General features: G+C 28.9%; 10 protein-coding genes. 7 read left to right on the top strand and 3 right to left on the bottom strand.

Annotation, left to right across the window (positions count from 1 at the left end; all coding sequences use genetic code 11):
- The first annotated feature begins 269 nt into the window (after positions 1-269).
- The 7 genes from purE (at position 270) to BZ132_RS07105 (ending at position 11,241) form a co-directional block, all read left to right on the top strand.
- Positions 270-1,274, top strand: coding sequence for a 5-(carboxyamino)imidazole ribonucleotide mutase (gene purE, locus BZ132_RS07135; protein ID WP_048059774.1), 1,005 nt, complete (start codon positions 270-272; stop codon positions 1,272-1,274).
- 36 nt (positions 1,275-1,310) lie between these two features.
- Positions 1,311-2,582 carry a UbiD family decarboxylase gene (locus BZ132_RS07130; protein WP_048059917.1) on the top strand — a complete coding sequence of 424 codons (1,272 nt, stop codon included), beginning with the start codon at positions 1,311-1,313 and terminating at the stop codon, positions 2,580-2,582.
- A 111-nt stretch (positions 2,583-2,693) separates the two neighbouring features.
- A complete protein-coding gene (locus tag BZ132_RS07125; RefSeq protein ID WP_286940700.1) occupies positions 2,694-3,797 on the top strand; it encodes an RNA-guided endonuclease TnpB family protein in 1,104 nt (367 codons plus the stop codon).
- A gap of 216 nt (positions 3,798-4,013) precedes the next feature.
- Positions 4,014-4,916 carry an AEC family transporter gene (locus BZ132_RS07120; RefSeq protein ID WP_112149758.1) on the top strand — a complete coding sequence of 301 codons (903 nt, stop codon included), beginning with the start codon at positions 4,014-4,016 and terminating at the stop codon, positions 4,914-4,916.
- 206 nt (positions 4,917-5,122) lie between these two features.
- Positions 5,123-7,072, top strand: coding sequence for a CoB--CoM heterodisulfide reductase iron-sulfur subunit A family protein (locus BZ132_RS07115; RefSeq protein ID WP_011407045.1), 1,950 nt, complete (start codon positions 5,123-5,125; stop codon positions 7,070-7,072).
- Positions 7,073-7,786: 714 nt separating this feature from the next.
- Positions 7,787-9,055 carry a serine hydroxymethyltransferase gene (gene glyA / locus BZ132_RS07110; RefSeq protein ID WP_011407044.1) on the top strand — a complete coding sequence of 423 codons (1,269 nt, stop codon included), beginning with the start codon at positions 7,787-7,789 and terminating at the stop codon, positions 9,053-9,055.
- 26 nt (positions 9,056-9,081) lie between these two features.
- On the top strand, positions 9,082-11,241 hold the full coding sequence (locus BZ132_RS07105; RefSeq protein WP_112149757.1) for a phage holin family protein: 2,160 nt from the start codon (positions 9,082-9,084) through the stop codon (positions 11,239-11,241).
- On the opposite strand, the gene BZ132_RS07100 is transcribed toward BZ132_RS07105, so the two are convergent.
- The 3 genes from BZ132_RS07100 to BZ132_RS07090 are packed head-to-tail and all read right to left on the bottom strand — an operon-like array spanning position 11,242 to position 13,213.
- A complete protein-coding gene (locus BZ132_RS07100; protein ID WP_011407042.1) occupies positions 11,242-11,949 on the bottom strand; it encodes a flavoprotein in 708 nt (235 codons plus the stop codon).
- A gap of 4 nt (positions 11,950-11,953) precedes the next feature.
- A complete protein-coding gene (locus BZ132_RS07095; RefSeq protein WP_011407041.1) occupies positions 11,954-12,814 on the bottom strand; it encodes a metallophosphoesterase in 861 nt (286 codons plus the stop codon).
- 36 nt (positions 12,815-12,850) lie between these two features.
- Positions 12,851-13,213, bottom strand: coding sequence for a DUF192 domain-containing protein (locus tag BZ132_RS07090; RefSeq protein WP_048059773.1), 363 nt, complete (start codon positions 13,211-13,213; stop codon positions 12,851-12,853).
- Between the last annotated feature and the right edge of the window lie 123 nt (positions 13,214-13,336).

Raw genomic sequence — 13,336 nt, 5'->3', positions numbered from 1 at the left:
TGAGTCGTGTATTTCAAGTGTAACGTTATTTTCTTATTTTGATAAAAATTAAGATAATAAATAAAATTTTACGTCTTCAAATAAATTTTCAAATTTTTTTTGATCAAAACTTTTTCAAGACCCAGCAACTGGAAAACCACTCAAAAAAAATTAAAGAATAACTTTAAATAGATAATAAAATATAACATTTTAAATAAAATTTTCATGATGTGTTTAATAAAACTAATTATGTAAATAATGGGGGAATTAAAATTACTCAAGCTAAAGTGATGATAATATTAGGAAGTGGATCTGATTATAAGATAGCAGAAAAAACTGTGAAAGTATTCGAACAGATGAAAGTACCATATGATCTTAGAGTAGCTTCTGCACATAGAACTCATAATAGGATAAAAGATATAATGACCAATTATGTTGATGGAATAGAGGTATTTATTGGTATTGCAGGACTTTCTGCTCATCTTCCCGGAGTAATAGCATCATATACAACAAAACCTGTCATAGCAGTACCTGTAAATGGCAAAATAGAAGGATTGGATGCATTATTATCATGTACTGAGATGCAATTAGGAACACCTGTTGCAACAATGGGTATCGATAGGGGAGAAAATGCTGCATGGCTTGCTTGTCAAATCATAGCATGTAATGATGAAAAAATGAGAGAAGCACTTGTAGATAAACGTAATTCATATAATCATAAAATGGAAACCTCTGAAAAAGAATTAATTGAGAAAATTGCTGGAAAATATTATACAAGAACTGAAGGGGTTAAACATGAAAGACCATCTGTTAATAAAGTATTAAATGTTTCAAAAGATACAAGAGTACTTATAATTTCTGAAAATTATTCTAACATGGATATAGTTCATAAAATAACACAAACACTTGATGTTATAAAAATACCTTCAGCATATAAGGTTATTTCTGCAACAAGATCACCTGATAAACTTGAAAAATATATGAAAACTGTGGATAATCAAATAGATTTATACATAGTTGTTTCAGGTTTATCAACAATACTTTCAGGAGCAGTAGTATCACATACAACAAAACCAGTAATTGGAGTACCATGCAATACTGGAAAACTTGGTTTAGATTCTCTTTTGTCAATGGTTGAAATGCCTCCGGGTGTTCCAACAGCAACTATGGGGGTCGATGCTGGGGAAAATGCTGCATTATATGTTGCAAGAATTTTATCAGTATATGATGAGAATATTGAAGAATCATTATATAAATACATGAAAACATTACATAGAAATAATTATTATGAATAAACATAGGTATAGGAGTTAAAAATTATGTCTCGTTTAATTGATGAAATAACTGATGATATTATAGAAATTTCTGAAGAAGTATCAACAGAATATGAAATAACATCTATTCTTAAAAAACATCCAACTGATACGGTTATATTTACAAATATTAAAGATTCAAATATGAATATAATTTCTGGAATATGCAATACTAGGGATAAAATAGCAAAATCTATAAATACATCTGTTGATAAAATTACTGAAAATATAATAAAAGCAACAGAAAATCCAACAAAAATAACAAATATTAAGAATTTTGATGAAGTTTATTCAAATAATATGGATGTAGACTTATCAAAAATACCAATTTTAAAACATTATCCTAAAGATAAGGGAAAATATATTACAGCAGGTGTCGTAATAGCAAAAGATCCAGAAAATGGTCAAACCAATGCATCTATTCATAGAATGTTAGTTAATAGTAACGATGAATTGGGAATTAGAATAGTACCTAGACAATTATATACTTATTATAAAAAAGCTGAAGAATTAAACAAACCATTGGAAATTGCAATTGCAATAGGATTAAATCCTTCAACATTACTTGCTAGTACAACAAGTATTCCTATCACTGAAAATGAATTAGAAGTGGCAAATACATTTAAAGAGGGTAATTTAACTTTAGTTAAATGTGAAACTGTTGATATTGAAGTTCCAGAGTGTGAAATTTTACTTGAAGGAAAAATATTACCAAATGAACGTAAAATTGAAGGACCATTTGTTGATTTAACAGATACTTATGATAAAATAAGGGAAGAACCAATAATAAAACTTACAAGGATGCATTATAAAGATAATCCATATTATCATGCAATTCTTCCAGCTGGGAATGAACATAAATTATTACAAGGACTCCCTCAAGAACCACGTATATATAATAGTGTAAAAAATACTCTTCCAACAGTGCAAAATGTAGTATTAACAGAAGGTGGATGTTGTTGGCTACATGCAGTAGTATCAATTAAGAAGCAAACAGAGGGCGATGCTAAAAATGTACTTATGGCTGCATTATCTGCACATCCTTCACTTAAACATTGTGTTATAGTTGATGAAGATATAAATATATTTGATGCAGTTGATGTTGAATATGCTATTGCAACTCGTGTAAAAGGTGATGATGATATAATAATAATACCAAAAGCAAGAGGTTCATCATTAGATCCTGTAGCACAAATAGATGGTACCACAACTAAAATAGGTGTAGATGCGACAAAATCATTCCATAATATTGAAGATTATGAACGTGTAAGTAATACCTTGGAAAATTAAAAGTTTTTAAAACTTTTATTATTTTTTTAAACATTTTATATTAAAATTATTTTTTTATTAGAAAAGTATATATCTTATTAATGAAATATTATTAATTAGAATAATATAGTTATGAAGAAAATATCTAAATATTATAAATGTAGAATATATCCTAATAAAAAACAAATAGAATTATTTGAAACAAATTTTGTAGCGTATGCTTATGTTTATAATAAATCTAAATTAATTTATGAAAAAGAATATAAAGAAAATCTAAAATCTGGAAAAAAGGTAGTATATTCAAATAAATATTTCTATGATATTTTAAAACAATTATTAAAAGAAAATAATCATCTAAAACAAGTAGATAAAATTATACTTATTGATGCATATCATAGACTGTTAGATTCAATAAATAATTATAAAACTGGCTTATCACAAAAACCAAAATTTATTAAAAAAACATCAACACAATCATTTAGACTCCAATGCACCTCCAAAGATAAATTGAAATGTAAAAGATTATATTTAAATGATTATGGAACATTTAAACTACATGATAAACGTGAAATTCAAGGAAAACTTAAGGAAGTTATAATTAAAAAACACAATAGTCAATGGTTTATAATATTAAAATGTAGTGATATTTCAATAACAGAGTATCCTAAAACAAATAAAAAAGTTGGAATAGACTTGGGAATAAAGAACTTGATAATAATGTCAGATGGTAAATCAATTAAACCACCAAATATATCAAAAATAGAATCAAAGATAAATAAATATAATAGAAAATTATCAAAACAAAAGGAAAATAGTAAGAATTACCAAAAAACAGTGTTGATGCTACATAAATTATATATTAAAAGAACAAATATTATTGAGGATAACCTACATAAAATAGCAATGGAAATAGTGAAAGACTATGATTTTATTGCTATGGAATCATTAGATATTAGAAATATGATAAAAAATAGAAGATATAGTCATAGTATATATAATATGAATTGGGCACGACTAATAAAACTAATAAAAATTAATGCTGAACTAAATAATAAAACATTTATACAGATACCTCAAAATTATCCATCAACGAAGACTTGTAGTAATTGTAAAAGAATAAATAATAATGTGACAATAGATGTGAGAGAATGGGAATGTCCTAAATGTAACACATATCATGATAGGGATATTAATGCAGCAAAAAATATTCTATATAAAGCAATAGAAATGTCATAATCATAATCAACCTGTGGGCGATGGGGGATAGTCTAGTAAATTTACTTACTTTAAGTATTACCTAGAAAGTATTACTTGATACACTTCAAGGCGGGGTTCTAGTTTTATAGGGCCACATACAAATAATTTTAATATAATTCATCTTTTTTTTAATTATTATATTTAAATAGTATCTACAACAAATCTTATTAGCATTAATAGAAGGACGCGATATTTATGGTAAACCCTATTGAAATTATATTGATTCCAACAATCATGATTATAATAGGTTATGCTCTTAAAAGAAATAATGTATTAAATGCAAAAGATAGTACAACTTTATCAAAAATAGTAATAAATATAAGCTTGCCTTCATTGATTTTTGTAAATCTTTCAAGTGCTCATATTAATTCAAATATGGCAATATTGCCTGTAGCTTCATTTGCTGTGAGTATGGTCTGTATGTTACTTGCTTATCTTTTCTCTAGAAGTAGAGGTTATTCTAAGATTAAAACATGGACTTTAATGATTGCAGCAGCAATGATGAACTCAGGTTTTATAGGTTTTCCAATTACTTTAGGTGTATTTGGAAATGAAGGTTTTTTAAATGCAATATTTTATGATCTAGCAACAACAGTGTTATTTGTAATGTTTGGTATGATACTTGTTGGAGAGTTTGGTGGAGATAAAAAAGATGTTGTGAAGAATGGTTTAAAATTTGTTCCATTATGGGCTGTTATTTTAGGTTTATTATTTAATTTTTCACACATAGAAATGGGTTATGTTTTGAAGAATGTATTTACTTATCTTGGTAATTCAACTACTCCTCTTATTATGTTGTCTTTAGGTTTAACTATTGATTTCAGGGAGATTAAACATTATCTTAAAGATTCATTGTTGATATCTCTTCTTCGTTTAGTTGTATCACCATTACTTATGTTTGGAATTCTAAGTGCTATTCATTTAACTGGATTGGCATTTAATGTTGCTGTTTTAGAGGCAGGTATGTCTACTGCAATGAATGCTTTGGTATTGTCTATTACTTATAATTTGGATAATAAGTTAATGAGTTCTTGTATTTTTACAGATGTATTGTTAAGTTTAGTTACTTTGACTGCAATCATAACATTTGTTGTATAATTCTTTTTTTATTTTTTTTTAAATTTTACTTTATTGTTTCGTTTTTATATAAACATGATAAAAGTATAAATATATTGTTTTAGTAATCTAACAGTATAGGATATAATTTGTTAAATTTTTAATAGTTAACAAATGTTTTTTATAAGTTTTTTTTTAAAAAAAACAGATTTTAAACATCATAGTCTTAATTAAATAGGTGATTTAACTTGGCAAATAATGAAGAAGTACGTATAGGAGTATACACCTGCCACTGTGGAGTAAACGTTGGTGGAGTAGTAGACTGTAAAGCAGTAGCTGAATACGTAGAAACTTTACCTGATGTTGTAGTTTCACGTGAATACAAATACATGTGTTCTGACCCAGGACAGAACCTTATTCAGGATGATATTAAAGAATTAAACTTAAACAGAGTAGTAGTAGCAGCATGTAGTCCTCGTCTCCACGAACCTACATTCCGTAGATGTGTAAAAGAAGCAGGATTAAACGAATTCTTATTTGATTTCGTAAACCTTAGGGAACAAGACTCCTGGGTACACGGAGATGATCCTGAAGGAGCTACTGAAAAAGCAAAAGATTTAGTAAGAATGGGTGTTGCAAAAGCAAGATTATTAAACCCATTAACAGCAGAAAAAGTATCTGTAGAAAAAACTGCTATGGTTATTGGTGGTGGAGTTGCAGGTATTCAAACAGCTCTTGATTTAGGTGATATGGGATTCAAAACCTACCTTGTAGAAAGAAGACCAACCTTAAGTGGAAGAATGGGACAATTAGATAAAACATTCCCTACACTTGACTGTTCAATGTGTATTTTAGCACCTAAAATGGTAGATGCTGGTAAACACGCTAATATTGAACTTTTAGCTTACTCTGAAGTAAGAGATGTTGATGGTTACATAGGTAACTTTAAAGTAACTGTAGAAAGAAAAGCAAGATTTGTAGATGAAGTAACATGTACAGGTTGTGGTGTATGTCAAGAAGTTTGTCCAATTGAAATGCCTAACTACTTTGATGAAGGAACTGGTATGGTAAAAGCAGCATACATTCCATTCCCACAAGCAGTACCTTTAGTAGCTACTATTGATGATGATTACTGTATTGGATGTAAATTATGTGATAAAGCATGTGAAATAGGTGCAATTGATCATGAACAAGAACCAACAACAGTTGAATTAGATATTGGTACAATTGTAGTAGCAACAGGTTACGATACTTTTGATCCAACAGAAAAAGAAGAATATATCTTTGATCAAGCTGAAAACGTAATTACTGGTTTACAAATTGAAAGATACATAAATGCTTCTGGACCAACACAAGGTCATGTAATCCAACCTTCCTCTGGTGAAACACCTAAGAGAATTGCTTTCATCCAATGTGTAGGTTCTCGTGATGAAAAAGTTGGAAATCCATATTGTTCCAGAGTATGTTGTATGTATGCAATGAAAAACGCACAATTATGTGTTGACCACGAACCTGATACTGAAGTAACTATATATTACATTGATATTCGTGCATTTGGTAAAGGTTATGAAGAGTTCTACAGACTTTCACAAGAAAAATACGGAATCAGATTTATTAGGGGTAAAGCAGCTCAACTTATTGAAAATGAAGATAAAACAATCACAGTACGTGCAGAAGATACCTTATTAGGTAAATCAACAGCATATACTTATGATTTAGTTGTTTTATCTGTAGGTTTAGTACCTCCTGAAGGTATGGATGATTTAAGACAAATCTTAGGATTATCTAAAAGTGCAGATGGATTCTTCATGGAAGCTCACCCTAAACTCAGACCTGTTGACACCATGACTAATGGTATTTTCCTTGCTGGTGTAGCTCAAGGTCCTAAAGATATTCCTGATACTGTAGCTCAAGCTTCAGGTGCAGCAGCAAGGGCAGCAATTCCTATGATCCAAGGAGAAGTAGAAATTGAACCTATTACTGCTGAAGTATCTAAAGATAACTGTGGTGGTTGTGAAATTTGTGTTGAATTATGTCCATTTAAAGCTTTATCCATTGTTGATGGTAAATGTGAAGTAAACATAGCTTTATGTAAAGGTTGTGGAACATGTGTAGGAGCATGTCCAACTGGTGCTTTAGATCAAGCTCACTTCAGAGATGAACAAATTTTAGCTCAAATTGAAGCAGCTTTCAATTAAGTTTAATAACTTGGTAAAGAATGGGGGATTTTTCCCTCTATATTTTTTACTTTAGGATTTTAGTCTTTTTTTATAGTATTTTATGACTTTTTTTTGTATCTTCTGAGGGTGTGCGATAATTAATTTTTAATTAATAATTTTTTCTTATTTATATTTACTTGTTTTTATAATTATCCGTTATATTTTTCTATTTTTTTGTTATAAGTTTATAATTAAAGTTTAAAATGATTTTTTAAGGAGTATTTTACAGAATAGTTATATATAACGTTTTATAATATATTATATAGTAAAATATATTTTATGGATTTGTTTTTCATGGTTTTACATGAAGATACTATTGATCAAACTTTTTTATTACCTACATATATTAGAAAATTAATTCCATAAAATTATGTTTGTTTTTTTATTGAGAAACTGGTGGATTGTGTTGAAATACTAAAACAACAAAAAGAAGTAATAGATCTAAGTTAAAAAACAAAAAAAAGTAATAAAAAAATGTTCTAGTCAAAAAATAATAATTATTGATCACGACAAACTATGATTTTCGCACATTCTCCTTCTTTTTCATGTTTCTATGAAAAATTAGTTATATTATTAATTATATAGTATATTATTATAGTTGGAAAATTTTTTTTATTTTTTTATCCAACATGTCACATTTATATTTATTTAGAAAAAAATATGCATTGAGTCTTTTTTGGAGGAAAAAAATTAATGTCTAATTTGGAACAAGCAGAAAGAATTAAAAATTTAACAAAAGATCATCATAATTGGATGAAAAATAGTTTAAACTTAATTGCTAGTGAAAATATTACTAGTAGAGCTGTTAGAGAAGCTGTTGCTTCTGATTTATCCCACAGATATGCTGAAGGTTTACCTGGTGAACGTTTATATGAGGGTTGTGATTATATTGATGCTATTGAAGAAGAAACTATAGCTTTATCTAAAAAGTTATACGATGCTGAACATGTAAATGTTCAACCTACTTCTGGTGTTGTTGCTAACCTTGCAAGTTTCTTTGCTTTAACAAAACCTGGGGATTTATTAATGTCTATTAATGTTCCTGAGGGTGGACATATTAGTCATGCTAGTGTTAGTGCTGCAGGTATTCGTGGTTTAAAAATTTCATCTGTTCCAATGGATGATTCTATAATGAATGTTGATATTGATAAAACTTTATCAAAAATTAGGGAAAAAGAACCTAAAGCTATTGTTCTTGGTGGTAGTTTATTTTTATTCCCTCAACCTGTTAGTGAAGTAGCAGATGTTGCTAAAGAAGTTGGTGCTAAAATCATCTATGATGCTGCTCATGTTTTAGGTTTAATTGCTGGTAAAAGATTCCAGGATCCTGTTAAAGAGGGTGCTGACATAGTTACTGGTAGTACACATAAGACTTTCCCTGGACCTCAGGGTGGTATTATTCTTTGTAAGGAAGAAATTGGTAGAAAAGTTGATAACTGTGTTTTCCCTGGTGTTGTAAGTAATCATCATCTTCATCATATGGCTGCTTTAGGTGTTGCTACTGCTGAAATGTTAGAGTTTGGTAAGGATTATGCTAATCAAACTATTAGTAATGCTAAAGCTTTAGCTCAAGCTTTATATGAAAGAGGATTCAATGTTTTATGTGAAGATCAAGGATTTACTGAATCACATCAAGTTGCTATGGATGTAGCTAAACTTGGTGATGTATCTAAAATGGCTAAAACTTTACAATATAATAACATTATATTAAATAAAAATTTACTTCCATGGGATGATGTAAATGATAGTGATAATCCATCTGGTATTAGAATGGGTACTCAAGAATTAACACATCGTGGATTTAAAGAAGATGAAATGGATCAAGTTGCAGAATTCATTAAACAAGTTGTTATGGATAAAAAAGATGTTAAAGAAGATGTAACTGAGTTTATGCAAGACTACACAACTGTTCATTATGCATTTGATGAAGGTTGTGAAGGTTATGATTATATTGAATTTTAGTTGATTTTTTGGAAAATATTCCCTTTATGGAATATTTCTTTTTTTATTTTATTGTTCTGGGGGGAGTGTTTGTGGATGTTATTGGTTTTAGTTCAAGAGTAATGAAATATGTTTTATTATTATTTGTGGATGTTGTTCTTTTTTTAGTTTTTGTTTCTATTTTTGGTGGTATAACTGTTCCATCATTTGTTGTAGCATTTATTATTGTTTTATTGTTATCTTTTTTTAATGGATTGTTATGGCCGATTTTATCATATATTTCGCTACGATTTTTAGTTGTTACTTTTGGTTTTGGTACCTTTATTTTTGATGGATTTATTTTATGGATTTTAGACATGTTTATTCCAGGTGTTTCCATTGGGGGTATGTCTTTATTTACAATTCCACTTCTTATTGCTATTATTAATTCTTTTGTATCGATTGTTTTAGATATTCATGAGGATTCACTCTATTATAGTAGTATTTTAAAGAAGGAATTACAAAATTCTAGGGGTATTCGTGATAAGGATGGTTTTATCTTCCTTGAAATTGATGGTTTAGCAAAAGATATTCTTGTTGAAGCTATTGAAAAGGGGGATATGCCTACTTTAAAAAGTTGGATTGATGAGGGTTCTCATATTCTTACTTCTTGGGAGACTGATCTTTCTAGTCAAACTGGTGCTTCTCAGGCTGGTATTTTACATGGTAATAATAAAGATATTCCAGCTTTCAGATGGGTTGAAAAGGAAAATAATAATAGAATTGTTTCTTCTAATGGTTTTTCTGATTCTACTTATATTGAAAATCATATATCTAATGGTAGGGGTTTGCTCTCATTTAATGGAGCCAGTAGGTCTAATCTCTTTTCAGGGGATGCTAGTGATTATATTTTAACATTCAGTAAGTTTGCAAGTAAAAGATCTCTTCTTACAACTACATGGTATTATTTGTATTCTAATCCATATTTTATTACTAGAATTATTGTGTTGTTTATGGGGGATGTTTGTTTAGAATTATTTTCTCGTATTCGTCAGTTTGTTTGTAGTGTTTATCCAAGACTTCGTAGAAATTTATCGTATTTTGTTGCTAGAGCTGGAGCTAATGTTGTTATGCGTGAGGCTACTACCATTTCTCTTATTGGTGATATTTTCAGTGGTAAATATAATGTGATTTATGCTACATATATGGGTTATGATGAAATTGCTCATCACTCTGGTATTCGTGATTGGGATGCTTTTTATGCTTTGAATCATCTTGATAAGCAGTTTAGGCAGTTAAATCGAAGTATTTATGAATCTGGTAATAATTATCATTTGGTTGTTTTATCTGATCATGGTCAGTCAGGGGGACCTACATTTAAGCAGAAGTTTGGTTATACTTTGGAAGATTTAGTTAGTAGAAATCTTCCTAGTAATATTACTGTTCATAGTATTCTTCATTCTAATGATGATCATTTCTATGAATCTCTTGGTCTTAAAAAATATAGGGGTAATAAAGATAGGATTGATGATACTATTGAGGGAATTAAATTTTGTATTAGGGATATTAAGGAGAAAAATTCCTTTAAAACTTTAAAAAAGAGGTATTCTATTATTGATTCAGATATGCCTGTTTTTGATAAGCTTAGAACTTTAACTGAAGAAGTTAGTAGTGATTTTAAATTATATGATGATATTATTACATCTAATAAGACTGCTCAAAGTATTGTTCTAGCATCAGGTAATCTTGGATTGATTTATTTTACTGATTGGTCTGTAAGATTAACTTATGAACAGATTGAGGATGCTTTTCCAGGACTTTTATCTAGCCTTGCATCTCATAATGGTATTGGTTTTATCATGGTTAAATCAGCAGTTTATGGTTCTATTGTTTTATGTGATGATAGTATTTATTATCTTGATGAGGATAAATATGAAGGTAGGCCCTTTTTAGATAAATTTGGTGATAATGTGGCTAATCACTTAAGACGTACTGATTCCTTTGAACATGTTCCAGATATACTTGTTAATAGTAGTTATGATGAGGATACTGGTGAGGTTTATGCTTTTGAGGAATTAATTGGTAGTCATGGTGGTGTTGGTGGCCTACAACAGGAACCTTTTATTTTATATCCTAGTTGTTGGAAGTTGAATAATAAAATTGTTGGTGCAGAAAATCTTCATAAATTCTTTAAAAATGAGATGTTGAAATTTTGGGATGATGATTAATTATCCTAAAATTCTTTTTATTTCTTTTGGTATATCTTCTACTTTGTAGAGTGTTGTTATATTCTCTATTGTTTCTAATTTTTTTGTATTTTGGGCATCTATTTGTCTTATGTAGAGCTTTATTTGTTTATCTGTATTTATTGCATGGTAAGGACATGTTTCTTTACATTTTTTACAGCTTATGCATTTTATTGTATTTATTTCTGGGGGTATTATTGCATTTGTTGGACAACTTCGTTGGGCAGGGCAGGGGGTGCATTTTTTACATTTTTCTTTGTCTATGTATGGTGGTATTGTTGTTGTTATATGTCCTTGTTTTTGGTCTACTGGTACTACTATTAGGGGTATTTCTCCTTTTCCTGATTGTGCTGCTATGTTTGTTATTAGTGTGTCTGCTATTGCATGTACTATTTTTGCTGTTGTATTTGCTGTTGTGGGACTGATTATTATTATATCATATTTATTATGTGTTAGTTTTCCTGATAAAGGGTAGCTGTATTGTTGTTGTTTGTCTGTTATTAGTTGATTTTCTTTGTTTTTTTCTATTATTTCTTCTATGTTTTTTGTGTAGCCATATAGTTTTAGTACTTCCTTTGCTGCTTTTGATGTTACGATTGTTATTTGGTTATTTTCTGATAGTTTTTCTAGTGTTTTTATACTTTCTTTTAGTAGGTGTCCTGCTCCTGTTATTGCCCATAATATTTTCATTTAATCATCTACTTTTTAGTGTTATTTTTGTTATTTCTGGAGTACAATTTATTCGTATCCAGAATGCATTTGTGCCCACACCACGACTTGTGTATTGTGTTAAATTTTCTATTTGATACTTTCCTATTGGGTATTTTATGAAATTTTTACCTCTTATTGGTGTTCCAATGTGGGGTAGTGTTATTTGTCCTCCATGACTATGTCCTGATAGTTGTAGTATGAATTGTGGGAGTTTACTTGTTGTATCTGCAAAGTCTGGTTCATGTGCTAGCATTATAGCTGGCGTATTTTTTTCTAGTTTTTCCTTTACCTTTTCTATATCGTCTTTATGTAATGTTATACTGTCTACTCCTGCTATTTGCAGTGTTTTATTTTGTTTTTGTAGTGGATAGACATCATTTTCAAGATTTATTATATTTGCATTGTTTAGAGCTTCTTTTACTTTTTTTGCATCCATCCAGTGGTCATGATTTCCAAGTACTGATATTGTTTTGTCCTTTGGATTGAGTTTTTTAAGGCTTGTTTCCAGTTCTTTGAGGTAATTTTTTGTTTGATATGATAGATAGTCTCCTGTTAGTAGTATTGTATCTGGATTTTGGTTGTTTGTTAATTGAACTATTCCATCTAGTTTTGTTTTGTTTATCCATTGGCCCAGATGTATATCTGTTAGGTGGACTAGGGTGTAGTTGTTGAATTTTTTAGGTATTCGTCTGTCTTTTATTGTTAGGTGTTCTATTGTAAATGCATCTGGATTAAATGTTCCCATATTTAGTTTGTTGCGGGTTGTGTTCATTGCTGTTTGTATTTTACTTTTTGCTTGTATTGTTGTTTTTTGTGTGTTTATTTTGGGTTTATTAAATTTCATGTTTTATTCTTTACTTTTTTTTTGATTGTTTATGTATTATGTTATTTTTATTATTTTTAATTTTGTTTTTTGTCTTATTTTGTATTTTTTTATGGTTTTTGGGAATAGTTCTATTATGTATCTTGTATTATTTTTTTGTGGTATATGTATTTTATTTGGTTTTAGTGTTGTTATTTCTTGTAGCTGTTGTTTTTTATCTAGATATATTATATCTATTTCTACTTTCATGAAAAAAGTGTGTATTGTGGAGTAGTATCTATTTTCATACTTTTGTTTGTAGAGTAGTCCATTGAATTTTTTTTGTAGCATTAGGCCCTTCAATCGTTTTATATAATTTGATGCATAGTTTATATTTATACTTTGTATAGTATTTTTATTATATATTAATAGTTTGTACATATTTTTATTATTTTATTTATTGTTTTTACATAGTTTATATTTATTTATAATTTTTTTACATAATATTTTTGTAGTGTTTGTGGCTTGAGAAAGTATTTTTGTTGCTTTGTCAATGAAATTTAA

The sequence above is a fragment of the Methanosphaera sp. DEW79 genome, from assembly GCF_003266085.1.
Lineage (GTDB): Archaea > Methanobacteriota > Methanobacteria > Methanobacteriales > Methanobacteriaceae > Methanosphaera > Methanosphaera stadtmanae.
This window is presented reverse-complemented; position numbering and strand designations above follow the sequence as displayed.

Excerpts from the sequence above, each read along its gene's own strand:
- purE (WP_048059774.1), top strand. The coding sequence starts at position 270 with ATGATAATATTAGGAAGTGGATCTGATTATAAGATAGCAGAAAAAACT.
- BZ132_RS07125 (WP_286940700.1), top strand. The coding sequence starts at position 2,694 with ATGAAGAAAATATCTAAATATTATAAATGTAGAATATATCCTAATAAA.
- BZ132_RS07120 (WP_112149758.1), top strand. The coding sequence starts at position 4,014 with ATGGTAAACCCTATTGAAATTATATTGATTCCAACAATCATGATTATA.
- glyA (WP_011407044.1), top strand. The coding sequence starts at position 7,787 with ATGTCTAATTTGGAACAAGCAGAAAGAATTAAAAATTTAACAAAAGAT.
- BZ132_RS07105 (WP_112149757.1), top strand. The coding sequence starts at position 9,082 with ATGGAATATTTCTTTTTTTATTTTATTGTTCTGGGGGGAGTGTTTGTG.
- BZ132_RS07100 (WP_011407042.1), bottom strand. The coding sequence starts at position 11,949 with ATGAAAATATTATGGGCAATAACAGGAGCAGGACACCTACTAAAAGAA.
- BZ132_RS07095 (WP_011407041.1), bottom strand. The coding sequence starts at position 12,814 with ATGAAATTTAATAAACCCAAAATAAACACACAAAAAACAACAATACAA.
- BZ132_RS07090 (WP_048059773.1), bottom strand. The coding sequence starts at position 13,213 with ATGTACAAACTATTAATATATAATAAAAATACTATACAAAGTATAAAT.